The sequence below is a fragment of the Vreelandella sulfidaeris Esulfide1 genome (assembly GCF_054072535.1).
This window is the reverse complement of sequence record NZ_CM133364.1, coordinates 4,032,692-4,055,785: the sequence shown is the minus strand read 5'-3', so window position 1 is coordinate 4,055,785 and position 23,094 is coordinate 4,032,692. Positions and strand designations below refer to the sequence as shown.

Sequence of the window (23,094 nt, the reverse complement as noted above, 5' to 3'; positions counted from 1 at the left end):
AGTAGCAGGTAGCTTGCGGGAAAAGAGATTGCACACCATGCTGAGGAGTGTTTGCTTAACGACTTATAAAGCTGAGTCAATCGGCTGAGGAGCGTTTCGCCATGCCTCGCACCGTTCCAAGTACTGTTCCAAGTACCATTCTGTTTGCCACCGATCTTTCTGCTGATAATCGCGCCGCCTTTGCTCGGGCGTTACGTTTGGCCTACGCCCAGGGGGTTCAGCTTGATGTACTGCATGTGTTGGACCCGTACCTTCCACGGCGTGTCCTGCTTGATGTAGAGAGTGCGGTGGTGGAAGACATCACTACTGTGTTGACGGATTTACGCGAAGATTACGCCCTAGAGGCACCGAAAACGCTGATCCAAACCGTGACCGGCTCTCCCCACGTCGAGATTATTCGCGAAGCCCATGAGCGCAAAGCCGAATTGATTGTGCTGGGCATGCATCGTAAACGTGGTCAAAAAGACCTGCTGGTGGGCACTATATTGATGCGTGTGCTGCATAGTGCCCCTTGCCCGGTGGTAGTGGCTTCCTACCAGCCTACCCAGCCCTGGCAGCATATTTTAGTACCCATCGATTTTTCACTGACCGCGCGGCATACTTTAAAAGAAGCGCTGATTCGCTTTCCTGATGCCACGCTGACCTTACTGCACGCCTGGACACTGCCTGGTGAGCGTGAGTTAGGCTCACAGGCGTATTACGCCCACTGGCGCGAGCATGAACTGCAGCGTTTGCGCGAACAGCTGACTAACGAGGTTGATAGCCTGATGAGCGAACTAGACGGGGTACCTGACGTTGAATTGGTGCTAGAGCAGGGCGCACCCTGTGATGTGCTACAGGCCTATATGAAACGCCATTCGCCCGATCTCGTCATGATCGGCAGCCGTGGGCAACCCCACCACGTAAGCCAGCTAACCGAGATGCTGCTGTGTGAGCCGCACTGCGATTTGATGCTCTGCCGTGCTTGGTAATCCAAATTGCTAATCCAACTCGTTAGCACAAGTAAAAGCGTTCTCTATGTACTGCTAGGAAAAATTAACTAACGGTCGTTACACTGTCCGTTTGTTAGCCGAGGAGTGGCACTGTGAAGGCACTCATTCAGCGGGTAAAGCGCTCTAGTGTTGAAGTGGAAGGCAAGGTTGTCGGTAGTATTGATCATGGTCTGCTGGCGCTGATAGGCGTGGAGAAACACGATGACGCGGCCAGTGTGGAAAAATTGCTGCATAAACTGCTTCACTACCGAGTATTCAGTGATGCCGAGGGCAAAATGAATCAAAACCTGCAGCAGGTGAACGGCGGTTTGCTGCTTGTTTCCCAGTTCACCCTGGCGGCGGATACCCGCAAAGGGCTGCGGCCTAGTTTCTCCAGCGCTGCCCCCCCTGCACAGGGCGAGGCGCTATTCGATTTGCTGGTTAAACAGGCCCGTGCTGCCTGGTCGCAGGTGGCGACCGGTGAATTTGGCGCCGATATGCAGGTGGCATTGATCAATGATGGCCCGGTCACGTTTTTACTAGAAAGCTAGCAGCCAAGCAGGACGCTAACCAGTCGTCTCTTCGCTGGCCAGTAGCTCTGCTTCCATTGCCTCCAATGACTCTTCGGCGCTAAGCCACTGTCGTTCGGCTTCGTCCAGGCGCGCTTTAATCTCAGCTTGCTGGCTAAGCGTCTTGGTCAGTTCGGTTTTACGCGCACTATCAGTGTAAAGCTCAGGGTCTGCTAGCACTTGCTCGACGGCCTCAAGGGCCTGCTGAGCATTTTCCATGGCTTTTTCCGCCTGATCGCGCTGCTTTTTCAGTGGACGAAGCTTCTCGCGTAGCTCAGCGGCTGCTTTGCGTGACGCCTTGCGTGCTTCGCGACTGTCGCCGCTGGGTTGCTGGTTCTGCCGCTCGGCCTTTTCGCCGCGAGAGTCGCGGCGGCTCTCTTCCAGGCGCGCTTTCAGCCAAACCCGGTAGTCTTCCAAATCGCCATCGAAAGGCTCGACGCGGTTATCCGCCACCTTCCAAAACTCATCGACCGTTGCGCGCAATAAGTGGCGGTCGTGGGAGACCAGAATAACCGTACCCTCGAAGCTGGCCAGCGCTTGGGTCAGCGCTTCGCGCATCTCCAGATCCAGGTGGTTGGTGGGTTCATCAAGCAGCAGCAGGTTAGGTTTTTGCCAAGCGACGAGGGCTAGTGCCAAGCGGGCTTTTTCACCACCAGAGTAGTTGGCGACTTTGCCGAAGGCGTCGTCACCCTTAAAACCAAAGCCGCCCAGGAAGTTGCGAATCTCCTGATCGCTGGCAGTGGGAGAGAGGCGCTGCACATGGACAAAAGGCGTCGATGAAACATCTAGTCCTTCAAGCTGGTGCTGGGCAAAGTAACCAATCGCCAAGTGCTCGCCGGGGACGCGCTTGCCATTGAGTAGCTCAAGCTCGCCAGTGAGTGACTTGATCAGCGTCGATTTACCCGCCCCGTTGGGGCCTAACAGGCCAATGCGACTGCCGGGCAGTAGCGTAACGTTGACCTTGTCCAATTGGATGTTGTCGTCACTCCCATCGCCCGTTTTACCGCGATAGCCTAGCTGCGCCTGATCCAACACCAGCAGCGGGCGTGAGGTTTTATCGGCGGCCGGTAAGGTGAAGTGGAAAGGGGAGTCCACGTGGGCGACGGCAATATCTTCCATGCGCTCAAGCATTTTGACCCGGCTCTGGGCCTGCTTGGCCTTGGTTGCCTGGGCTTTAAAGCGGGCAATAAAGCGCTCGATCTCTTCTCGGCGCGCTTGCTGCTTGGCGGCTTCAGCTTGCTGCAGGGCAAGCTTTTCAGCGCGGGTACGCTCAAACTGAGAGTAATTGCCGCGATATAGCTCCAAGGTTTGATGATGCATATGCACGATGTGATCGCACACGGCATCCAAAAAGTCGCGGTCGTGGGAAATCAGTAGCAGCGTGCCAGGGTAGCGGGTCAGCCATTGCTCCAGCCACAGTAGCGCATCCAGATCCAAGTGGTTGGTGGGCTCATCCAGCAGCAGTAGATCGGAAGGCATAAACAGCGTACGCGCGAGGTTGACCCGCATTCGCCAGCCGCCTGAAAACGCCGAGAGCGGGCGGGTGAGGTCAGTCTGGACGAAGCCCAGCCCCACCAGCAGCTGCGCCGCACGTGACTCTGCACGGTAGCCATCCAGCGTTTCAATCAAACCGTGCAGTTCAGCTTCGCGGTGGGCTTCCCCGGCTTCCTGGGCGGCCATTAAGTCGGCTTCTGCTTGGCGCAGTGCTAAGTCGCCATCGAGTACATATTCAATGATAGGGCGGTCGAGGGCGTCGACTTCCTGGGCCATATGCGCGATACGCTGGCCGCCGCTCATTTCAATTTCGCCCTGATCGGGCCCAAGCTCGCCAAGCAGAAGCTTGAAGAGGCTTGATTTGCCGGCGCCATTTGCCCCGATAATCCCGGCCTTTACCCCGTTGTTAAGGGTAACGTCCGCGTTGTCGAGTAACGTTTGCGTGCCGCGTTGCAAGGCGACTTGGCGCAGTGCGATCATGCCTTCTCCCGAAAAAAGTGGGTCGTACGATGCCAGATTCTATGACGCTTGATTCTACCCGATTGCAGCGCTTACAGCAGGTACCGTTATGGGATTTCGCGCTGACACTTTACGCCAAGCCGGGCGTAGAAGCGGCCTGCCTGACGTTACAAGAGGAAGCCGGCCTCGATGTTTGCGAGCTGCTTTTTCATTGTTGGCTTTACTCATGTGGCTTGGAAGCCAAGCCCGCGGCACTCGCTCATCAGCGTGAGCAGTGTTGTTTTTGGCAACGCCATGTAACAGCGGTATTGCGAAGATTACGCCGCGATTTAAAAGCCTCTGCGGCAGAGCGTGAGTCTGTGGCGGCACTGCGTGAAACCATTAAACAGGCGGAACTCATGGCCGAGCGTGAGAACCTTCAACGTTGGCAAACATGGGTGTGGGAAGCGTCAGCAGAAGAGCAGCGGGTGACGAACATCTCAACAACTATCTCAACTACGCCGCCAAATGCTGCTAAATGGCTGCTAAAACAGCTTTTTTCTGGCAAGAGTATTTTTAAGCCTGACGATAGCTTTACGCGCCAGGAATCATTGCTTCGTTCGATACAAACGCTTACTTGCCAGCTTGACCCTTACCAAGGAGCGCGCTAGCCTGGATTTAAGCTGTTTTTGAAATACCTAGCGTTATTCGCCCGCTAATACGCCTTTAAGAACAGTATTTCAGTGGCTGTTAGCGAACATCGATTAGCGAATAAATCATAGTGTCGTGATGAAAAATGCGAGACTGATCTAGGTTTTTGCGCATTCGTACAGCGCGCTTACCACTGCAAGGGGAACTCCGCATGAAGGCAAGCAAATCCGTTTCTACCCGCTCTGTCACCACTAAATTAGTGACGACCGCAAGCGTCGGTGCACTGCTAATGGGCATGACGGCTGTCGCACAAGCAGACAACTGGCGTTACGCCCACGAGGAGTATGAAGGCGACGTCCAAGATGTCTTTGCCTATGCTTTTAAAGAACATATTGAAGAAAATTCCGACCACACAGTTCAGGTATATCGTTTTGGCGAGCTGGGTGAGTCTGACGACATCATGGAGCAGACGCAAAACGGTATCCTGCAGTTTGTGAATCAGTCGCCTGGTTTTACCGGCGCTCTTATCCCTGAAGCGCAAATTTTCTTCATTCCCTATCTGCTGCCGACCGACGAAGACACCGTACTGGAGTTCTTCGAAGAAAGTGAAGCCATCAACGAAATGTTCCCAGAGCTTTACGCCGAGCAAGGTCTAGAGCTACTGCAGATGTATCCAGAAGGCGAAATGGTGATTACCACTAACGAGCCTTTCACCTCGCCGGAGGAGCTGGATAACAAGAAAATCCGTACGATGACCAACCCACTTCTAACGGAAACCTACGACGCCTTCGGCGCAACGCCGACGCCGCTACCGTGGGGTGAAGTATACGGTGGTCTGCAGACCGGCATCATTGACGGCCAAGAAAACCCCATTTTCTGGATTGAGTCCGGTGGTTTGTACGAGGTGTCTCCGCACCTGACGTTTACCGGTCATGGTTGGTTCACCACCGCCATGATGGCTAACCAGGACTTCTACGAAGGCCTTTCCGAAGAAGACCAGGAACTGGTTGATGAAGCATCACAAGTAGCCTACGACCATACCATTGAGCATATTCAAGGTTTGGCCGAGGAGTCGCTAGAGAAAATTCAGGAAGCGTCTGATGAAGTGACGGTGACACGTCTGGACGAAGAGCAAATTCAAGCCTTCCGTGAGCGTGCCCCACAGGTTGAAGAAGCCTTCCTGGAAATGACTGGCGAAGACGGTGAAGAGCTGCTTGAGCAGTTTAAAGCTGACCTTGAAGCCGTAACCAACGAGTAATCATCCTTTAAGCCGCATAGTCGCACGGATGGATTACCCCAGGGGCAGCAAAGGCTGCCCCTTTTTATTTTACGGTACTAAAGTGTGAGTCCTCCGGGGTTCGCGCTATTCGGGCGGGTTTTAACAAGGTTACTGTTGAGTTACGTACATCTAGCGTTGAATCACCTACAGCGGCATGCCGTTACGCTAGAGTTAATTCTTAGCCCAATGGCGCTAGGTGGGTCTGGAATAATGCTGTGTTAATCGTGCCGACGACACTCAACTGATGCCGTTAGAGCCGTTAAAAGGAGTCCGGCCATGACCGACGAAGAAATGGAAAGGGATTATCGCTCCGGTTTACCGGGGGCACTAGGGATGATCGACACTGCAATTAGCAAAATAGAAGCCGTGATCCTTGCGATGGGTGTTTTGCTAATGGCGCTGAATACGGTCATCAATGTGGTTGCTCGTTTTGTCTTTGGTAACAGCATCATGTTTTCCGGTGAGTTAAACCGGATTTTAATCATTATGATTACCTTTGCGGGGATTGGTTATGCTGCTCGACATGGCCGTCATATTCGCATGTCGGCTATCTACGATGCGCTGCCGGTAGGGGGGCGCAGAGTGCTGATGATCTGCATCGCGCTGTTTACATCGCTAGTGATGTTTTTCCTGCTCTACTATTCGATTGTTTATATCCTTGATCTGTATAGCAAAGGCCGGGTATTGCCCTCCTTGGGCTTACCGGTGTGGATCATTTATCTGTGGGTGCCGATGGGCTTTTTGATTACCGGTATTCAATACTTGCTGACCGCCGTTAAAAACTTCACCTCTCACGATGTGTATCTCTCGACGGGCGTAGTGGATGGTTACAAAGACACCGAAACTGAAGTCTGATGCAAAGCACTGCACTCTAGGGGAATAGCTATGACGACAATAATGGTCTCCACTATGATTGCCCTGCTGCTGCTGGGCTTTCCTATGATGATCCCGTTAATTACCGCTGCGGTAATTGGCTTCTATATGATGTTTAACGGCTTCGGCCAAATGGATACGCTGATCCAGCAGATGATGGCGGGTATACGCCCTGCATCGCTTATTGCGGTCCCCATGTTTATCCTTGCCGCCGACATCATGACCCGCGGGCAATCCGCTAACCGTTTAATTGATATGGTGATGTCGTTTATTGGTCATGTTAAAGGTGGCTTGGCAGTGAGCACCGCGGCCTCATGTACTCTGTTCGGCGCCGTATCGGGTTCTACCCAGGCAACGGTGGTGGCTGTGGGCTCACCGCTGCGCCCAAAAATGCTCAAAGCGGGCTACTCGGACTCTTTTACACTTGCGCTAATCATTAATGCTAGCGACATCGCGTTTTTGATCCCTCCTAGTATTGGTATGATTATTTACGGGGTTATTTCGGGTACCTCTATCGGTGAGCTGTTTATTGCCGGGATTGGCCCAGGCTTAATGATTCTGTTGATGTTTTCGACTTACAGCATTATTTACGCCATCGTAAAAGACGTGCCCACCGAACCAAAGTCAAGCTGGAAGCAGCGTGCAGTAGCAGTTCAGCAGGCGCTGTGGCCACTCGGTTTCCCGGTGATCATTGTTGGCGGCATTTATGGCGGTATCTTCAGCCCAACGGAAGCCGCGGCCGCCTGCGTACTGTATGCCGTTTTGCTTGAGTTTGTGGTCTTCCGTTCGCTCAAAATGAACGACATTTACGCCATCGCTAAATCAACCGGCTTGATTACCGCCGTGGTATTTATTCTGGTGGCGGTGGGTAATGGCTTTTCATGGATTATCTCGTTTGCTCAGATTCCGCAAATGATCCTGGAGGCGGTCGGGGTCAATGATGCAGGCCCAACCGGTGTATTGATTGCCATCTGTATCTCCTTCTTTGTGGCCTGTATGTTTGTTGATCCGATCGTGGTCATTTTGGTGCTAACGCCTATTTTTGCGCCGGCTATTGCGGCAACGGGCTTAGATCCTGTGCTGGTGGGTATTTTGATTACCTTGCAGGTGGCGATAGGCTCGGCAACCCCGCCCTTTGGGTGCGATATTTTTACCGCGATTGCGATTTTTAAACGCCCCTACTGGGATGTCATCAAAGGTACGCCGCCGTTTATTTTCATGCTGATTTTAGCGGCTGCCCTGTTGATCATGTTCCCGCAAATTGCGCTGTTCCTGCGCGATGTTGCCTTCCGCTAACAGCCACAAGGAGTACGCGAATGTTTAATCGCATTTTAGTCCCGGTGGATGGTTCAAAAGGCGCTTTGAAGGCGCTGGAAAAAGCGGTAGGCCTGCAGATGTTAACCGGCGCTGAGCTTTATCTGCTATGCGTGTTTAAACACCACAGCCTGCTGGAAGCCTCACTCTCTATGGTGCGGCCTAATCAACTGAATATACCGGACGATGCGCTAAAAGAGTACGCTACCGAGATTGCCGTGCATGCTAAATCCCATGCTATTGAGCTGGGTGCTGACAGTGCTCGTGTGCGCGCTTTTGTGAAAGGCGGGCGGCCTTCGCGGATTATCGTACGCTTCGCCCGCAAGCGAGAGTGCGACCTAATCGTAATTGGCGCCCAAGGCACCAACGGCGATAAGAACCCTCTACTGGGCAGCGTTTCTCAGCGCGTCGCTGGCGCTGCACTCTGCCCCACACTGGTGGTCTAGATAGGCTAAACCTCTCGCTCATTTTGTGGTCTTAACAACACCCATCGCTCCGAAGATGCAGCTCGGGCCGGTGGGTGTTAGTCTTTAAGCGATACTGATTGGCGTTCGGCGCCGCGATTAAAAAGGACATTTTATGAAACAACTGCTATCTACCACGGCTCTGACAGGTTTGTTATTGGTCGCCCCTTTTGCAGCGGCAGCGCCCGAAACCGATGAACAGCGCTTAGCGTATAGCCTGGGTGTCACCCTGGGTGAAAGCATGCAGGCCGATATCGAAGACCTCGATCTGGATGCGTTTAACGATGGCATGAGCGACGTGTTTGAAGGTAATGATTTAGCGCTCAGTGAAGAAGAGATGACCGAAGCATTGATGGCGTTCCAAGAGCAATCAATGCAAGCGCGTGAAGCTGAAGCTGAAGAGATGGCTCAGAGCAACCTTGAAGAAGGTGAAGCCTTCCTGGCCGAGAACGCTGAGCGCGAGGAAGTGACCGTGACGGATTCCGGCCTTCAATATGAAGAGTTGGACTCGGGTGATGGTGCCACACCTGGCCCTGAAGACACCGTCGAAGTGAATTACGAGGGGATGCTGTTAGACGGTACCGTCTTCGATAGCTCCTTTGAGCGTGGTGAAGCAGTCAGCTTCCAGACCAACCAAGTGATCGAAGGTTGGCAGGAAGCGCTGCAGATGATGAGCGTTGGCGATAGCTGGATGCTGTATATCCCTGCGGATCTTGCCTATGGTGAAAGTGGCCAAGGCCCCATTGGTCCTAATGAAGTGCTGACCTTCCGCGTTGATTTGTTAGACGTCGAATAAGCGATGACTTCAACCGCTCCTTCTAAGCTGCACCCGCTGGCTTATGTTTTGGCTTGCCTGGGCCTTTGCACCCCGCTGTTAGCACAGGCCGAAGCGGCCAATGAGCCTGATGATTTACCCGCCTTGGCTGCTGCGAGCGAGCAGGCAAGCGTGGTGGGTGTCTCGTCAGGCGGCTATATGGCGACCCAGTTAGCGGTTGCTTGGCCCGAGCGTTTTAGTGGGCTGGGTGTGCTGGCAGCGGGCCCCTGGAGCTGTGCACAGGGTTCGCTGAGTTTGGCACTTAACCAATGTATGATGACGCGCCGCGGCGCGCCGTCACTCGATGAACTGGAGAGCCGCCGCCAGCGCTACCTTGGGCTTGAGCAGGTAGGAAGTACCGAGGATCTAAGCCAGCTCAGAGCTTATTTTTGGCACGGCGAAGAAGATGATGTGGTTGATCCGTTACTAGGTGACCTGCTTGCGGAGCAGTGGGAGCAATGGCTGGCTTCGCCCGATCAACTGCGTGTTGCGCGTAGCGAAAATACCGGGCATGGCTGGCCGGTGCGGTTACCTAATGACGTATCGCCCGGCTCACAAGAGTGGGGTGATTGTGGTCAGGGCGGCGGTAGCTATGTATTAGCCTGTGATGAAGATATCGCCAGTGATATGTTGAACTGGCTCTACCCCGAGCATGATGCATCTAGTGGTAGCGAGCATAGCGGTCAATTAGTCGCTTTCGACCAATCCGAGTTTGCCGTGAAAGGCCTCGCAGACACCGGCTACGTATTTATACCTGAAGGCTGTGAAGCGGGTGAGTGCCCGGTAACGCTAGCACTGCACGGTTGTCAAATGAACGAGGCATCCATTAGTGATACCTTCGTGCGTTATTCTGGGTTAAACGCTTGGGCGGCAACGCACCAGCAGATCGTGCTTTATCCTCAGACAGAAAGCAGCATGGCGAATCCGCAAGGCTGCTGGGATTGGTGGGGATTCGCCGAAAGTACCTGGCAGCTAAACCCTCAGCACGATACCCGTAATGGCACCCAAATTGGCGCGCTAATGGCTATGCTGGATCGCTTGCAAGCTGCTCCAGAGAAGCCCTCGTCAGAGCGGACCGATTAGCTGCCCAATTCACTTTCTAACGCTGAAACTAAACCATGCGGGGTCGGTGAGTAGAGCACTCGCTGAAGAATATCACCCTCACGATTGACTAAATAAAGTGAAGCGCTGTGATCAATGGTGTACGTCATTGCTGAGTCTGGCGCTTCGACTTTTCGCCATATGACGCCATAACGCGACGCAACATCCTCCAGCTGTTCCTGGCTGCCCACTGCGCCAACAAACTCCTCACCGAAAAAGCCCATGTACTCCTGCATGCGTTCAATAGTGTCACGCTCAGGGTCAACGGTAATCATTACCGGCACCACACGCTCGCGCTGTTCGTCTGAGAGTTGGGCCAAGGCTTGGCGTTTGACCGACTGGGTCATCGGGCATACGTCTGGGCAATGTGTATAACCAAACGAAAGCACTGCGACTTGATCGTCATCCAATTGGGTCAACGAAAAATCGCCCCGGGTCGAGGGCATTTCTACAGGGCCACCTACCGGGCCATCATTGTTAGGGGCGAAAGCGTACTGATAGAGGCCGATGCTGCTGGCCACCACCAAGACAGCGACTACCCCAGCGCCCAGCCATAATGATTTGCTTGCCATGTGCGTTAACTCCGAATTACATCAAAATCGAACCAGCTGCCCATTTTGCCTTCTGCGGTTTCCAGTATGACACGCGCTCGCCAAGGCATAACGGCTTGAGTGCACATCCCTACTTGCCCTTGGCCTTGAAAGTGGCCGGGCGCACTAGCACTAAGCGCAAAACGGTGTAACCCCAAATCCATGTCGCGACCAACAAAGTCGACGTCAACTTGGGTAGCCTTAACGCCCTCTACCTCAACTTCCAGAGGTAAAACCTCTAAAGCATCAATCCTTCCATTCACCTGCACGTGAAGCGTGACGCGGCCCTTATCGCCTAACGTGGCGGAACAGGGAGATGTATGCAAGTTACAACTTGCAGCGGGTGGAAACCATGTCACCTCACTGTCGCTGTGCAGCCAATGGGAAAAGGCGTACCACGCACAGGCAGCCAGAGCCAAACCAGTGACCAGTATGAGTACCCTTAGGGTAGGGAAGCCTGCCGGGTAAGCAGGTTTTGATATCATCTTCATGGCAGAATAATCGCTACGCAAGCCGTGAGGCGGGGATTGTCGCCATGGTAACAGCAATCGAGCCGATATCGCTGTGATGGGATGTCGCAGGCAAAAGGGACACAAATGGAAAGTATCACTGGCGCTTTAGGCCCACTTTTTTTGTTGATCTTATTAGGCGCCATACTCGGCTATTGGCGTTGGCCCAGCGATACCTTTTGGCCGCAAATGGAACGGCTGATCTATTTTGTGCTATTTCCTGCGATGCTGGTGGGAACCTTAGCCACTGCCGATGTGAGGCAGGTGCCAGTAGGCCGTTTAGCGTTAGTTCTATTGGGCGCGATGATGCTGTTTGGTTTATTGCTATGGTGTTTTCGCAGCTGGCTAAAACTGACACCCGCAGCGTTTACCTCTGTTTTCCAAGGTGCAGTTCGCTTTAATACCTATGTAGGGGTTGCCGGAGCTGCCGCGTTACATGGCAGCTTAGGTGCGACCACCGCAGCGGTCGCCGTGGCACTGATGGTGCCGGTGGTGAACGTTATGTGCGTGGCGAGCTTTGTTGCCGCGGGTACCTTGGGTGGTGCCAGTGTGGGTAAAAGCGTAATGGCATTGATTAAAAATCCGCTGATTTTAGCCTGCCTTGCAGGCATTGGCCTGAACCTTTCTGGCGTTGGTTTACCTGGTTGGAGTCAGGACACGGTCGAATTACTCGGACGAGCGGCGTTGCCGTTGGGGTTGGTAGCGGTTGGTGTAGCGCTTCGCCCGATGGCGCTGCTGCGTATTGACCGCGGCGTGCTGGCCACCAATAGTGTTAAGTTGGTGTTTATGCCTGCGTTTGTATTGGCATTAACGTGGGTATTGCAGTTGGACCCCATAAGTCGCGATGTGGCGCTACTGTTCGCAGCGCTCCCCACTGCCACCTCTGCGTATATTCTAGCCCGACAATTAGGCGGTGATGCCGAGCTGATGGCCGCCATTATCACCGGCCAAACCCTATTGGCGATGCTCACGCTTCCGTTTTGGCTACGACTGGTTAGTTGATCCTCTGCATGTCAAAAAAATGTAAATAAAAAATATTCGTATTTGTATTGACGGGGTAAATGAGAATTATTATAGTGTGATTGTCAGCGTTTGATGAGACGTTGGCAACCAAGACAGCTACTTGGTAAAAATTATCGCCAGTTTACTGTCATGGTTTCTCCCTCTCATTGCTAGTCACGGTCTTTTGCCGCTCCATTGGAGCGGCTTTCTTTTTTCTAGCGCTTGCCCAGACCTTTGCTTCCTCTACTTCCTCATGCCTATTTTTCAGTACTTATTGTCAGTACATATTCTCACTAATTAGCCACTGATGATTCTAAAAAGATGACTGCTGTAACGGTGAGCAGGCTGCCTTAGCATTGCTGAGGTGCATTTTGGCGTCTACGTTTTATAAGTAGCGCCTAAAGGTGTTTATAGAAACGCATACTAATGGAGGAGTTTGCCATGAGCGATACCCAAGATCTTTTCCCTACTCGATTGGAACGAAAGTTGGGAATGTTTGAGCGCATCGATCCCGTGGTATACGGCGATGAGTCTCAACGTGAGAATGGGCCCTTAGATAGAGCACAAATTGATGAGTACGAAAGAAAGGGCTTTCTATCATTTGAAGGTTTTTACGATGCTGATGATATGCAGGTTTTTCTTCAAGAGCTGCGAGAGTATGAGGACGATGCCGATCTTAAGCTTTCAGAAGGTACTATTCTTGAGCCGGGGCGTGAAGAGATACGCACCGTTTTCGGTATTCATGAAGTTTCAGAACGTTTCCAACGCCTAACCCAGGACCCCAAGCTGTTAGCGATCGTCAAACAATTGCTGGGCAGTGATGTTTATATCCATCAATCACGAATTAACTATAAGCCAGGTTTTAAAGGCAAGGGCTTTGATTGGCACTCTGACTTTGAGACGTGGCATAGCGAAGACGGCATGCCACGTATGCGCGCGCTAAGTTGTTCCATCGTGCTCACGGACAACGGCGAGTTTAACGGGCCACTGATGTTGATTCCCGGTTCTCACCGTTACTTTATCCCCTGTGTGGGACGAACGCCGCAAGATAACTACAAAGAGTCGCTAAAAAGCCAAGAGGTGGGCGTTCCGCCCATCAGTAGCCTACGTGAGCTAATGTTAGAGAACGATATTGAAGCACCTAAGGGGCCCGCCGGCTCTCTGGTGATTTTCGAGTGCAATACCATGCACGGCTCCAATATAAACATGTCTTGCTGGCCAAGAAGCAATTTATTCTTTGTTTATAACAGTGTTGAAAATACTCTTCACGATCCTTACTGCGGTAACCGCCCTAGGCCTGAGTTCCTGGCTAATCGTACTAATTGGAAGCCACTTGAACCACTTAATGAGTAATACCCATGCGTATCGCCGTATTTAGCGCCAAACCCTATGACCACACCTTTATCTCGCGAGCAAATGCGGCGGAGCACCACGTATTCAACTTTTTTGACGTGCGCCTAACGATTGATACGGCGCCTTTGGCCAAAGGCTTTGAGGGAGTCTGTGTTTTCGTTAACGACTGCTTGGATGCCTCCGTATTACAGCAGCTCTATGAAGGCGGCACGAGGTTAGTGGCTCTTCGTTCAGCGGGCTTCAACCATGTCGATTTGGCTGTTGCCGAACAGTTGGGTATGACGGTGGTGCGGGTGCCCGCCTATTCGCCCCACGCAGTGGCAGAGCATGCGGTGGCCCTAGTGCTAAGCTTGAATCGTATGACCTATCGCGCCTATAACCGCATACGGGAAGGGAATTTTTCGCTGGATGGTTTGTTAGGATTCGATCTGCATGGCAAGACGGTGGGCATTATCGGAACTGGTCAGATCGGATTGATCTTTGCCGATATTATGCACGGCTTTGGTTGCCGCATAATGGCCAATGACCCTTTCCCCAACCCGGATGCTAACGCCTTTATTGAATACGTACCGCTAGCAACGCTGTTTTCAAGCGCTGATATTATCTCGCTGCATTGTCCCTTAACGCCTGAAACGCATCATTTAATCGATGCCAACGCCATCAACCAAATGAAAGACGGTGTGATGATCATCAACACCGGCCGAGGAAGGGTGGTCGATACCCAAGCGGTAATCGCTGGTTTGAAAAGCGGCAAAATCGGTCGCTTAGGGCTGGATGTCTACGAAGAAGAGGAACAGCTATTCTTTGAAGATCTCTCCCAAGGCGTGATCGATGATGACCAGTTCATGCGCCTAACGACGTTCCATAATGTCTTGATCACCGGCCATCAGGCGTTCTTTACCACCGAGGCGCTGACCAATATCGCTGAAACCACATTGGCGAATATTGACGCTTTTGAAAGCGGAAGTGGCACCATGCATCGGGTGGCTAACGCCAAACTGGACTAGCCACAAATCGCTTAGTGATCTGCAACAATAATCACAAGGCATCCCTGCAGCTCTATTATGTGGTGATCGGCCGTAAGCATGCTGGTGGGCAGTTCCCAGCGCACCCTGGGCCGATTACCGTTGCCGTTGCACTTTCTTATATCAGCTTTGCGCTGACGGCGTTTGAATAGCGCAGGTTAATCGCACCGCTGGTAGATCAAATCCCAAACCCCGTGGCCAAGTTTTTCGCCGCGGGCTTCAAACTTGGTTAGCGGGCGGAACGCCGGGCGTGGTACGTACGGGGCGGTTTCCGCGCTGGCAGTGTTGGTATAACCGGGCGCGGCTTCCATTACCTCGGCCATCCACTCTGCGTAGGCTTCCCAGTCGGTGGCCATATGGAAGGTGCCGCTGGGCATCAGGCGAGTGCGGATCAGCTCAACAAAGGCAGGCTGAACGATGCGCCGCTTGTGGTGCTTCTTCTTCGGCCAGGGGTCGGGGAAGAACAGCTGCAGCGTAGTCAGCGAGCCCTCGGGAAGGCACTGTTCGAGCACGGCCAGGGCATCCTCGCGGTAAACACGCAGGTTGGTGAGACCACGCTTATCGACTTCATCGAGCAATTTGCCGACGCCAGGGGCGTGGACTTCGATGCCGATAAAGTCGGTGTCTGGATGAGTCTCGGCCTGTTCTATCAGCGAGTTGCCCATGCCAAAGCCAATTTCCACTACCCGGGGTGCCTTACGGCCAAACAGGGCGTCCAAGTCTTGACGACCGTCGGCGATGGTCAGGCCAAAACGCGGCCAGATATCTTCTAAGCCACGGTTCTGGGCCTGGGTCATACGACCCGCGCGGATCACGTAGCTTTTAATGCCGCGGCGGTGCAGCGGTGCATCCGTACCTTCCGGGCCTGTGGTGGCATTGCTTTCGGGCGCGGTGTGGCTTTCTGGTACGGTATCGTTGGGTTCAGTCATGGGGTCTCGAATCAATTAACCGTTAATACGGCCAGCGAAAGGTGAAGAAGGATCGGCAGACTGGCGGCGTGGCATGCGACCGGCTAAAAACGCATCGCGGCCAGCTTCGACGGCCAGCTTCATGGCGTTGGCCATGCGTAGCGGGTCGCGGGCGTGGGCAATAGCACTGTTTAAGAGCACCCCGTCGCAGCCGAGTTCCATCGCCATGGCAGCGTCCGACGCCGTGCCAATGCCCGCATCCACTAGTACCGGTACCTTGCTCTGTTCAACAATCAGGCGCACGTTGTGCGGGTTCTGAATGCCGTGGCCCGAGCCAATCAGCGAGCCTAGCGGCATGATGGCGCAGCAGCCCATGGCTTCTAATTCGCGTGCCACAATAGGATCGTCGCTGGTGTACACCATAACGTCGAAACCGTCGGCGAGCAGTGTCTCCGCGGCTTTTAGCGTCTCGACCACATTGGGATAAAGCGTGTGATCGTCGCCGAGCACTTCCAGCTTGACCAGCTTGTGACCGTCGAGCAGCTCGCGGGCCAGACGGCAGGTGCGCACCGCGTCTTTAGCGTTATAGCAGCCGGCGGTATTGGGCAGCAGGGTGTAGCGCTCGGGCGAGATTACATCCAGCAGGTTAGGCGCATCGGCATCCTGACCTAAGTTGGTACGGCGTACGGCAAAGGTCACAATCTCAGCGCCGCTCTGGGTAATGGCAGCACCGGTTTCGGTAAAGTTTTTATATTTGCCAGTGCCCACCAGCAGGCGCGAATGAAAATCGCGTCCGGCAATGGTAAGCGGCGTATCCGTTAGCGGTTCATGCGTTAATTGAGTCATAGTGTTTCCTCTAGCCGCCGCCAATCGCGTGAACCACTTCCACCTGGTCGCCATCGGCTAGGTGGGTGTCGGCGTGTTGGCTGCGGGGGACAATCTCTTCGTTAATTTCCACGGCAATACGACGGCCACTAAGACCCAGCTGTTCAACTAAGTCAGCGGCGGTTAGGCCGGTGGACAGTGTATGAGGTTCACCGTTTAGACGTATCTGTATAGACATAATAGGGCGCGTCTCATTCGTCATGGCAGTTCGTTTTCTATTGTAGCGGTTTAGCGCCGTGCAAGGTACGCCATGGGTATAATCAGCGCGACGGTCGAAGCGAAATTGGGAGCAGGAATGTGACAAAGGAGCATAGCGTGCAGCAAACAGACAAAGTGTGGTGGTGTATAGCGGCGCTTTCAGGCGCTGTGATGGTGATACTGGGCGCCTATGCGGCCCATGGTTTGGCGGCGCGTACCACCGAAGCGATGGTGAGTGCTGTGGAAACGGGCGTGCGTTACCAAGCATGGCATACGCTTGCCCTGATGGTAGTGCTGGTGTGGCGCCAGGTACAACCACTGACTGGGCAGCGCTGGGTGCTGGCGCTGTGGTCGCTGGGAGTGGTGTGTTTTTCAGGCTCGCTTTACTTGATGGCATTGGCGGGGATGGGGCTCGGTATCGTGACGCCCATTGGCGGTGTATTGCTGATGGCTGGATGGCTGGCGCTAGCGGTGGTAGTGGTGAAAGCGCCATGACTCTCAGCATTGTCCCTGCTTCTTGGGATCAACGCTCAAGGGTATATAAATAAATAGTTTTTCAATTGCTTAAATGAGTTCGCAAACGCTATTCGTTGCCTTTTTTAGCGTAGCCTTACGTCATTCTCAAGATGTTTATGGCCTAGAGCTGGGTTGCTGGCACTAATTATGTCTATGCTGAGGTTGTTATGACATTCATTAAGTGACAGCCATGAGCATGGAAGGCACATTGTTATGCACCCACCTAATAACGGCGAAATGCGTCGCAAAACAGCCCCAAAAGACGCTTCCGCAGAAGATTTATGCCTAGCTAACGCTAATCATTCAGTCGTCTCTTTAGTGGTAAATGGGGAAGCGTATGAGCTTGAACTGGATAACCGAACAACGCTGCTGGATACCTTGCGCGAGCACTTGAAATTAACCGGCTCCAAAAAGGGCTGTGACCATGGTCAGTGCGGCGCCTGCACGGTATTTGTAAATGGCACACGCATTAACGCCTGCTTAACGCTGGCGGTCATGCATGAAGGTGACGAAATATCGACCATCGAAGGGCTGGGCGATGTCGAGCACCTTGACCCCATGCAGGCGGCCTTTGTCGAACATGATGGATTTCAGTGTGGTTATTGTACCCCAGGCCAAATTTGCTCAGCCAAGGCGGTATTAGAGGAGATTCGGGCGGGGCTTCCAAGCCACGTCACGAAGGATTTAACCTCGCCTGTTGAGATCACTGACGCCGAGATTCGTGAGCGGATGTCGGGCAATATTTGCCGCTGCGGTGCTTATGCCAACATACTCAAAGCCATCACTCAGGTGGCGGAGGCGCGCCCATGAGAGCCTTCGCCTATGAACGAATAACGGATCCAGCGCAGGCGGCAGCACGCGCTGCCGAAGTGCCGGGTGCCAAATTTATTGCCGGTGGTACCAACCTGCTGGATTTAATGAAGCATGAAATTGAAACACCGACACACTTGATCGATGTCACCAAAACCGGCCTCAACGATATTACGGCCACCGATGGTGGTGGCTTGAAGATTGGGGCATTAGTCAGCAATAGTACTCTGTCGGCCGACTCAAGGGTGCGCAAAAATTATGCAGTATTAAGCCGCGCTTTGGTCTCAGGCGCCTCAGGCCAGCTGCGCAATAAAGCCACTACCGGTGGCAATCTTTTACAGCGTACCCGGTGCCCCTATTTCTACGACACCGGAATGCCTTGTAATAAGCGCCAACCTGGGGTGGGTTGTGCTGCACTCGGTGATGGCGCTACGACACGTCAATTGGGCATTATCGGCACGTCCGAGGCGTGTATTGCTACGCACCCTTCTGATATGGCCGTGGCGCTCAGTGCACTGGAGGCCGAGGTGGAAACCGTTACTCCCAGCGGAGAAACACGGCGCCTGACGCTGGATGCATTTTATCCGTTACCCGGCGGTACCCCCGAGGCCGAAAGCACGTTAAAGCCGGGTGAAATGATTACCGCGGTTGTACTCCCCCCGCCTGTTGAAGGCCGTCAGGCGTATTACAAGGTGCGTGATCGGACATCCTACGCCTTCGCCCTCGTATCCGTGGCGTTAATCCAAAAGCCGGATGGTACCGGGCGTGTGGCGCTGGGCGGCGTGGCACCCAAGCCCTGGCGGCGAACTGACGCGGATGCGGCGCTGCCCAAGGGGGCCCAAGCGGTCATGGCTCGATTGCTTGATGGTGCCCGTCCCACGCAAGACAACGCCTTTAAGCTGACACTGGCAGAGCGAACGCTTGCCTCACTGCTGGCTCAGGAGTGACCGATGGATTTTAACCAATCGACCGAAGACAACCTGTTTGACCGCGCCCGCGTGATTGGCAAACCCCATACCCGCATCGACGGCGTTCTTAAGGTAACGGGCCGCGCGCCCTATGCGTATGAACGACACGATGTAGTGGCCAATCAATTGGTGGGCTATCCCTTGTGCGCAACGATTGCCAAGGGGCGGATCATGCATATGGATGCCTCCGCTGCCCGCGCCGCACCTGGCGTGGCAGCCGTGGTCACGACCCTTGAACTTGAGCCACTTGATCGTGCTGAGAGTAATATCGCCCACCTGTTTGGCGGCGCGACGATTGAGCACTACCATCAGGCGATTGCCGTGGTGGTTGCGGAAACGTTAGAACAGGCGCGGGGTGCAGCGGCACTAATTGAGGTCCGTTATGAGAAAGAGAAGGGCGTCTTCGACCTTGAAGCCGCTTGGGAACGCCTGCAGGACGTCGGCGAGCCACAAGCTGATGTGGGCGACGTAGACGCTGCTTTTCGAGATGCCCCGGTGACGCTGGACGAGGTGTACCGTACCGCCTCACAAAGCCACGCCATGATGGAGCCTCACGCCTCTATCGTCGACTGGTCCGATGGTGGGCAAATGACGGTATGGACCTCAAACCAGATGGTTGAATGGACACGCCAAGCGCTCGCTACCACCTTCAATATCGATGCCGACACCATTCGGCTAGAAAGCCCTTTTGTCGGTGGCGGCTTTGGCGGTAAATTGTGGCTGCGTGCTGACGCCGTGCTGGCCGCGCTGGGTTCCCGGGCCGCGGGGCAGCCGGTCAAGCTGGCGCTGCCACGACCGTTAATGTTCAATAATACAGTGCATCGCTCTGGCACTATTCAGCGACTGCGCATTGCCGCCGATGCTGAGGGCAGGATTACCGCCTTCGAGCACTCGGCGATCTCTCACACGCTACCCGGCGGCAGTGGCGAAAATCCCGTTGATCAAACGCGCCACTTTTATGCTGGCAAAAGTCGTCGCGTCGCTCACCAAGCGATCGACATGGATTTACCCGAGTCGGCGGATATGCGTGCTCCTGGGGAGGCATCAGGGCTTGCCGTGCTGGAAATCGCCATGGATGAAATGGCGGAAAAGCTAGGCATGGATCCCGTCGAATTTAGGATACTCAACGATACTCAGGTAGACCCCGAAGATCCCTCTAAGCCGTTTAGCGATCGCCACTATGTTGAGTGCTTACGCAAAGGCGCAGAGGCGTTTGGTTGGGCCGATCGTAATCGCACGCCAGGTGGCAAGCGTGAAGGACAGTGGTTGATTGGTCATGGCATGGCGGGCGCCTACCGCGGGGCGCCCACGATGACCTCTGGCGCGCGCGTGCGGTTACAAGACGGACGCCTGGTTGTAGAAACTGATATGACCGATATCGGCACCGGTTCCTACACCATTATTGCCCAGACGGCCGCGGAGACCATGGGGTTGGACATCAACGCTGTAGAGGTTCGTCTTGGCAACAGCGCTTACCCCACCTCCTCGGGCTCGGGCGGGCAGTTTGGGGCGGCAAGCTCCACTGCTGGGGTGTATGCCGCCTGTGTTGCGCTGCAAAATGAAATAGCCAAGCGGTTGGGCATTGAGTCGCCCCGTTTTGAAAATGGCCGTGTGGTAAGTGGTGATACCGACCTGGCGCTAGGGGATGTGGCAGACGGCGAGGAACTTGTTGCCGAAGACTCCATCAGCTTTGGCGACTTTAAAGACAAGATGCAGATCGCCACCTTCGCAGCGCATTTTGTTGAGGTAGCGGTGCACGCCCACACCGGCGAAACGCGTCTCCGGCGTATGCTTTCGGTGTGCGATGCAGGACGCATTCTTAACCCGGTCACGGCGCGCAGCCAAGTGCTTGGCGGTATGGTCATGGGCACGGGTGCGGCCTTAATGGAGGGAATGAACGTTGACCTTGAGCGCGGTTTCTTTGTTAATCACGACCTTGCGGCTTATGAGGTAGCGGTGCATGCCGACATTCCTGAACAGGAAATTATCTTTCTGGATACCGCCGATGCTGCATCAACGCCCCTAAAAGCCAAAGGGGTGGGGGAGCTGGGTATCTGCGGTGTAGCGGCGGCGATTGCCAACGCGGTTTATAACGCTTCCGGAGTGCGGTTACGCGATTATCCAATGACGCTGGATCGGATGATCGACCAATTGCCCAAGTGATGGCAACGCCGATAATAATGCAGGGGCAATAATCGTCACCCGAACCTTCGTTCTGGCTTGTTGCAGTTGAACAGCCGATCGTCAATAGCTTATCGCCCCCTTCGCGTCATTACGTGAAGGGGGCGTTGTGTTGGTTAAGAGAGGCTCAACTTAAGAGAGGCTCAACACTCGTTGGCTAAAGGCAGGTGAAACTGGTAATACAAAACCACTCACGGCCTGCATCATGGTATCAGCCGTCTCGGAAAGCTGTTCGGCCATGCTGTGCGAGTTATCCACCGCGTCACGCGAAAGCTCAAGGGCATTGTAGATTTCATTGACACTTTGCTCTAACTCTTCAACGCCCTGGTGTTGCTGCTGAACGGCATTGTCCATATTGGTCAAGCGCATCGCTACCTGCTCGAAGCTTTGAATCAGTGACTGAGTGGTTTCAGCGATGGTGGTCGTCTGGCTAACGCCCAGAGAGACTTGATCGGTAGTGTCGGCAATGGTTTGGCGAATCCGCGACGCGGTTTGGTGAGTATTTTTTGAAAGCGTACGCACTTCGTTTGCGACTACCGCGAAGCCTAGCCCATGCTCACCGGCTCGTGCGGCTTCCACCGAGGCATTCAGGGCCAGAAGATTGGTCTGGAACGTGATGTTATCAATCTCGCTCAGCATTTCGTGAATCTTGCTCGCATGCTGATTCAGTAGACGCATCATTTCGCGCATTTCTTCAACTTGTGCACCATTTTGACGGGCGATTTGCTCCGCGTGACTGGCCAGTTGTCGGATGTGCTGGGATTCTTCAGCGGTCTCACGGGTCGTGGCGGCAAGCTCCGCGGTGCTTGTGGATATGCGTTCGGTTTGGCTGCTGTTACGTGCCGTTTGCGTGCGTAGCTGCTCCTGGGCAACGAACAACTGCTGGCTGTAGTCGGTAATGTGACTCGCTGCGGTTTGGGTTTTACGCAAGCTCTCTGTGACCTGGTCGCGCATGCTGATAACCGCTGCGACTGCAGGTAACTGCTGCTCTTTATCCGTGAATATCATGTCCAGATTGCCCCCGCCCGCGGCCACGGCGAAACGGGTCACGTGAAGGCTTTCTTGGACCATGCTTTCCAGCACCTTAGCCAGGTAGCCGAGAATAATGACCTGGACCACCACGGCACCGCCATGCATAAGCAAGCAGGAGAGTAAGGCGGCAACGCTATGGCGGGTGTCACCGTTGGCCATGCTGTCCATATCGCCCATGCTGGCGTAAAGCTGGACAACGCCTTGGTAGTGAAGCCACGTGAATAGCGCATGGTGGAGCGCAATAACCAAACCGCCAAACGCGATAACCCGCCAATCACTATAGAGAATTAAAACGGATAACAGGATAAAGATACTAAAGTGGGCCTCTATCAAGCCGCCACTTTGTTCAATCAATACGGCTGCCCAGGCCATCATAATGGTGGCTTTGACGAACCCGTTGACGATATGGCCATGCCATTTATGTTGCGCAATGTACGCTAGTGGGAGGGTTATCGTCGCGACGATAACCGCTAACAATAGTGTTTGCGTGAAAATACCGATCACTAAACACAAAAAAGCGACGAACCCCAACGGCAACCACATGAGCCTGTCGGTTCGTGCAATATGGTTTGCAAAAGATGCATCTGACATTGTTATCGTGTCCTTGCTTTTCAGGGGAGGAATACAGGGAGGTAGGTTTTTTATCGACGCAACGTGAAATAACTTTAAAAAACTTTGTTATAACTTTTCGAAATATAAATACACATGTGTTGATACATAAGCGGTTGCTGTTGCTGTTTGTGTGTAGGGGGTGCGTTGAGCGATTTTCTAATGATACAAAAGGCCAAACAGGCATCTTTGATCAATTCTGTATTAGCTAACAGTCTGTATTAGCTAACAGAAAGGGTTAATCGCTGTTTTACCTCGGCAAAGACGCCAAATCCAGGGCACTAAAAGAGCGCTTCGATGGCACTCAGAGCATGACCTGCGTCAAAGAAGCACAGTTAATCTTGATGGCAACCTTGACCTCAGCCTTACCCATAGGTTGTAAGCTTTGATCAAGTGATAAGCATCTTTTCAGATTGCGCTATTGTGGTAAGGAAATTAGCCATGATGAACGCAGACTGTTTTGCCTTTATGGGTTCTGTGGGCTGGGTAGGCTGGTTAAAGGTGCTTACTAAATAACTTTTTAGTCGTTCGTATCAAGGA

General features: G+C 53.7%; 23 protein-coding genes. 16 read left to right on the top strand and 7 right to left on the bottom strand.

Annotation, left to right across the window (positions count from 1 at the left end):
• Positions 1-101: 101 nt before the first annotated feature.
• Positions 102-971, top strand: coding sequence for a universal stress protein (locus ACW44H_RS18830; protein ID WP_457506019.1), 870 nt, complete (start codon positions 102-104; stop codon positions 969-971).
• A 113-nt stretch (positions 972-1,084) separates the two neighbouring features.
• Entirely contained in the window at positions 1,085-1,522 is a 438-nt protein-coding gene (gene dtd, locus ACW44H_RS18825) for a D-aminoacyl-tRNA deacylase (protein WP_457506018.1), read from the top strand.
• 15 nt (positions 1,523-1,537) lie between these two features.
• On the opposite strand, the gene ACW44H_RS18820 is transcribed toward dtd, so the two are convergent.
• On the bottom strand, positions 1,538-3,514 hold the full coding sequence (locus tag ACW44H_RS18820) for an ATP-binding cassette domain-containing protein (RefSeq protein WP_457506017.1): 1,977 nt from the start codon (positions 3,512-3,514) through the stop codon (positions 1,538-1,540).
• Between the two features lie 29 nt (positions 3,515-3,543).
• Here ACW44H_RS18820 and ACW44H_RS18815 point away from each other — a divergent pair, with 29 nt between their 5' ends.
• The 7 genes from ACW44H_RS18815 (at position 3,544) to ACW44H_RS18785 (ending at position 9,950) form a co-directional block, all read left to right on the top strand.
• Positions 3,544-4,143 carry a TIGR02444 family protein gene (locus ACW44H_RS18815; RefSeq protein WP_457506016.1) on the top strand — a complete coding sequence of 200 codons (600 nt, stop codon included), beginning with the start codon at positions 3,544-3,546 and terminating at the stop codon, positions 4,141-4,143.
• 191 nt (positions 4,144-4,334) lie between these two features.
• Positions 4,335-5,381 carry a TRAP transporter substrate-binding protein gene (locus tag ACW44H_RS18810; protein ID WP_113270770.1) on the top strand — a complete coding sequence of 349 codons (1,047 nt, stop codon included), beginning with the start codon at positions 4,335-4,337 and terminating at the stop codon, positions 5,379-5,381.
• Between the two features lie 297 nt (positions 5,382-5,678).
• Positions 5,679-6,257, top strand: a complete 579-nt coding sequence (locus ACW44H_RS18805; RefSeq protein ID WP_457506015.1) for a TRAP transporter small permease — start codon at positions 5,679-5,681, stop codon at positions 6,255-6,257.
• 30 nt (positions 6,258-6,287) lie between these two features.
• Complete coding sequence (locus ACW44H_RS18800; RefSeq protein WP_457506014.1) at positions 6,288-7,571, top strand: TRAP transporter large permease; 1,284 nt, start codon at positions 6,288-6,290, stop codon at positions 7,569-7,571.
• A 20-nt stretch (positions 7,572-7,591) separates the two neighbouring features.
• On the top strand, positions 7,592-8,035 hold the full coding sequence (locus tag ACW44H_RS18795; RefSeq protein WP_457506013.1) for a universal stress protein: 444 nt from the start codon (positions 7,592-7,594) through the stop codon (positions 8,033-8,035).
• A 133-nt stretch (positions 8,036-8,168) separates the two neighbouring features.
• Entirely contained in the window at positions 8,169-8,849 is a 681-nt protein-coding gene (locus tag ACW44H_RS18790; RefSeq protein ID WP_457506012.1) for an FKBP-type peptidyl-prolyl cis-trans isomerase, read from the top strand.
• A gap of 3 nt (positions 8,850-8,852) precedes the next feature.
• Positions 8,853-9,950 carry a poly(3-hydroxybutyrate) depolymerase gene (locus ACW44H_RS18785; protein ID WP_457506011.1) on the top strand — a complete coding sequence of 366 codons (1,098 nt, stop codon included), beginning with the start codon at positions 8,853-8,855 and terminating at the stop codon, positions 9,948-9,950.
• Here the strand turns inward: ACW44H_RS18785 and ACW44H_RS18780 are convergent.
• Together ACW44H_RS18780 and ACW44H_RS18775 are read right to left on the bottom strand one after the other, a co-directional pair.
• A complete protein-coding gene (locus ACW44H_RS18780) occupies positions 9,947-10,540 on the bottom strand; it encodes an SCO family protein (RefSeq protein ID WP_113270776.1) in 594 nt (197 codons plus the stop codon). The two genes, ACW44H_RS18785 and ACW44H_RS18780, sit on opposite strands and share 4 nt — an antisense overlap.
• A 5-nt stretch (positions 10,541-10,545) precedes the next feature.
• On the bottom strand, positions 10,546-11,049 hold the full coding sequence (locus ACW44H_RS18775) for a hypothetical protein (RefSeq protein ID WP_113270777.1): 504 nt from the start codon (positions 11,047-11,049) through the stop codon (positions 10,546-10,548).
• Between the two features lie 105 nt (positions 11,050-11,154).
• Here ACW44H_RS18775 and ACW44H_RS18770 point away from each other — a divergent pair, with 105 nt between their 5' ends.
• The 3 genes from ACW44H_RS18770 (at position 11,155) to ACW44H_RS18760 (ending at position 14,429) form a co-directional block, all read left to right on the top strand.
• Positions 11,155-12,069 carry an AEC family transporter gene (locus ACW44H_RS18770; protein ID WP_113270778.1) on the top strand — a complete coding sequence of 305 codons (915 nt, stop codon included), beginning with the start codon at positions 11,155-11,157 and terminating at the stop codon, positions 12,067-12,069.
• Between the two features lie 441 nt (positions 12,070-12,510).
• Entirely contained in the window at positions 12,511-13,422 is a 912-nt protein-coding gene (thpD, locus tag ACW44H_RS18765) for an ectoine hydroxylase (RefSeq protein WP_457506010.1), read from the top strand.
• Positions 13,423-13,427: 5 nt separating this feature from the next.
• Entirely contained in the window at positions 13,428-14,429 is a 1,002-nt protein-coding gene (locus ACW44H_RS18760) for a 2-hydroxyacid dehydrogenase (RefSeq protein WP_457506009.1), read from the top strand.
• Between the two features lie 176 nt (positions 14,430-14,605).
• Here ACW44H_RS18760 and trmB read toward each other — a convergent pair whose 3' ends face one another.
• From trmB to thiS, 3 genes are read right to left on the bottom strand one after another with little or no spacing between them, the layout of a single operon-like run.
• Complete coding sequence (gene trmB / locus ACW44H_RS18755; protein WP_457506008.1) at positions 14,606-15,376, bottom strand: tRNA (guanosine(46)-N7)-methyltransferase TrmB; 771 nt, start codon at positions 15,374-15,376, stop codon at positions 14,606-14,608.
• A gap of 15 nt (positions 15,377-15,391) precedes the next feature.
• The gene (locus ACW44H_RS18750) at positions 15,392-16,201 is read right to left on the bottom strand and encodes a thiazole synthase (protein ID WP_457506007.1); all 810 of its coding nucleotides are present in this window, start codon (positions 16,199-16,201) and stop codon (positions 15,392-15,394) included.
• A gap of 10 nt (positions 16,202-16,211) precedes the next feature.
• Positions 16,212-16,418 carry a sulfur carrier protein ThiS gene (thiS, locus tag ACW44H_RS18745; RefSeq protein ID WP_113270807.1) on the bottom strand — a complete coding sequence of 69 codons (207 nt, stop codon included), beginning with the start codon at positions 16,416-16,418 and terminating at the stop codon, positions 16,212-16,214.
• Between the two features lie 137 nt (positions 16,419-16,555).
• Between thiS and ACW44H_RS18740 the strand changes: the two genes are divergently transcribed.
• The 4 genes from ACW44H_RS18740 (at position 16,556) to paoC (ending at position 20,895) form a co-directional block, all read left to right on the top strand.
• Positions 16,556-16,933, top strand: a complete 378-nt coding sequence (locus ACW44H_RS18740) for a DUF423 domain-containing protein (protein WP_113270783.1) — start codon at positions 16,556-16,558, stop codon at positions 16,931-16,933.
• A gap of 234 nt (positions 16,934-17,167) precedes the next feature.
• Entirely contained in the window at positions 17,168-17,764 is a 597-nt protein-coding gene (gene paoA, locus ACW44H_RS18735) for an aldehyde dehydrogenase iron-sulfur subunit PaoA (protein ID WP_457506006.1), read from the top strand.
• Complete coding sequence (locus ACW44H_RS18730) at positions 17,761-18,711, top strand: FAD binding domain-containing protein (protein WP_457506005.1); 951 nt, start codon at positions 17,761-17,763, stop codon at positions 18,709-18,711. The genes paoA and ACW44H_RS18730 overlap by 4 nt, the downstream gene beginning before the upstream one ends.
• 3 nt (positions 18,712-18,714) lie before the next feature.
• On the top strand, positions 18,715-20,895 hold the full coding sequence (gene paoC, locus ACW44H_RS18725; protein ID WP_457506004.1) for an aldehyde oxidoreductase molybdenum-binding subunit PaoC: 2,181 nt from the start codon (positions 18,715-18,717) through the stop codon (positions 20,893-20,895).
• Between the two features lie 150 nt (positions 20,896-21,045).
• On the opposite strand, the gene ACW44H_RS18720 is transcribed toward paoC, so the two are convergent.
• Complete coding sequence (locus tag ACW44H_RS18720) at positions 21,046-22,536, bottom strand: methyl-accepting chemotaxis protein (protein WP_457506003.1); 1,491 nt, start codon at positions 22,534-22,536, stop codon at positions 21,046-21,048.
• Positions 22,537-23,094: the final 558 nt, after the last annotated feature.

What these genes read in the sequence shown, in the direction of transcription:
- ACW44H_RS18830 (WP_457506019.1), top strand. Translation starts at nt 102, where the DNA reads ATGCCTCGCACCGTTCCAAGTACTGTTCCAAGTACCATTCTGTTTGCC.
- ACW44H_RS18820 (WP_457506017.1), bottom strand. Translation starts at nt 3,514, where the DNA reads ATGATCGCACTGCGCCAAGTCGCCTTGCAACGCGGCACGCAAACGTTA.
- ACW44H_RS18815 (WP_457506016.1), top strand. Translation starts at nt 3,544, where the DNA reads ATGCCAGATTCTATGACGCTTGATTCTACCCGATTGCAGCGCTTACAG.
- ACW44H_RS18810 (WP_113270770.1), top strand. Translation starts at nt 4,335, where the DNA reads ATGAAGGCAAGCAAATCCGTTTCTACCCGCTCTGTCACCACTAAATTA.
- ACW44H_RS18805 (WP_457506015.1), top strand. Translation starts at nt 5,679, where the DNA reads ATGACCGACGAAGAAATGGAAAGGGATTATCGCTCCGGTTTACCGGGG.
- ACW44H_RS18800 (WP_457506014.1), top strand. Translation starts at nt 6,288, where the DNA reads ATGACGACAATAATGGTCTCCACTATGATTGCCCTGCTGCTGCTGGGC.
- ACW44H_RS18795 (WP_457506013.1), top strand. Translation starts at nt 7,592, where the DNA reads ATGTTTAATCGCATTTTAGTCCCGGTGGATGGTTCAAAAGGCGCTTTG.
- ACW44H_RS18790 (WP_457506012.1), top strand. Translation starts at nt 8,169, where the DNA reads ATGAAACAACTGCTATCTACCACGGCTCTGACAGGTTTGTTATTGGTC.
- ACW44H_RS18785 (WP_457506011.1), top strand. Translation starts at nt 8,853, where the DNA reads ATGACTTCAACCGCTCCTTCTAAGCTGCACCCGCTGGCTTATGTTTTG.
- ACW44H_RS18780 (WP_113270776.1), bottom strand. Translation starts at nt 10,540, where the DNA reads ATGGCAAGCAAATCATTATGGCTGGGCGCTGGGGTAGTCGCTGTCTTG.
- ACW44H_RS18775 (WP_113270777.1), bottom strand. Translation starts at nt 11,049, where the DNA reads ATGAAGATGATATCAAAACCTGCTTACCCGGCAGGCTTCCCTACCCTA.
- ACW44H_RS18770 (WP_113270778.1), top strand. Translation starts at nt 11,155, where the DNA reads ATGGAAAGTATCACTGGCGCTTTAGGCCCACTTTTTTTGTTGATCTTA.
- thpD (WP_457506010.1), top strand. Translation starts at nt 12,511, where the DNA reads ATGAGCGATACCCAAGATCTTTTCCCTACTCGATTGGAACGAAAGTTG.
- ACW44H_RS18760 (WP_457506009.1), top strand. Translation starts at nt 13,428, where the DNA reads ATGCGTATCGCCGTATTTAGCGCCAAACCCTATGACCACACCTTTATC.
- trmB (WP_457506008.1), bottom strand. Translation starts at nt 15,376, where the DNA reads ATGACTGAACCCAACGATACCGTACCAGAAAGCCACACCGCGCCCGAA.
- ACW44H_RS18750 (WP_457506007.1), bottom strand. Translation starts at nt 16,201, where the DNA reads ATGACTCAATTAACGCATGAACCGCTAACGGATACGCCGCTTACCATT.
- thiS (WP_113270807.1), bottom strand. Translation starts at nt 16,418, where the DNA reads ATGTCTATACAGATACGTCTAAACGGTGAACCTCATACACTGTCCACC.
- paoA (WP_457506006.1), top strand. Translation starts at nt 17,168, where the DNA reads ATGCACCCACCTAATAACGGCGAAATGCGTCGCAAAACAGCCCCAAAA.
- ACW44H_RS18730 (WP_457506005.1), top strand. Translation starts at nt 17,761, where the DNA reads ATGAGAGCCTTCGCCTATGAACGAATAACGGATCCAGCGCAGGCGGCA.
- paoC (WP_457506004.1), top strand. Translation starts at nt 18,715, where the DNA reads ATGGATTTTAACCAATCGACCGAAGACAACCTGTTTGACCGCGCCCGC.
- ACW44H_RS18720 (WP_457506003.1), bottom strand. Translation starts at nt 22,536, where the DNA reads ATGTCAGATGCATCTTTTGCAAACCATATTGCACGAACCGACAGGCTC.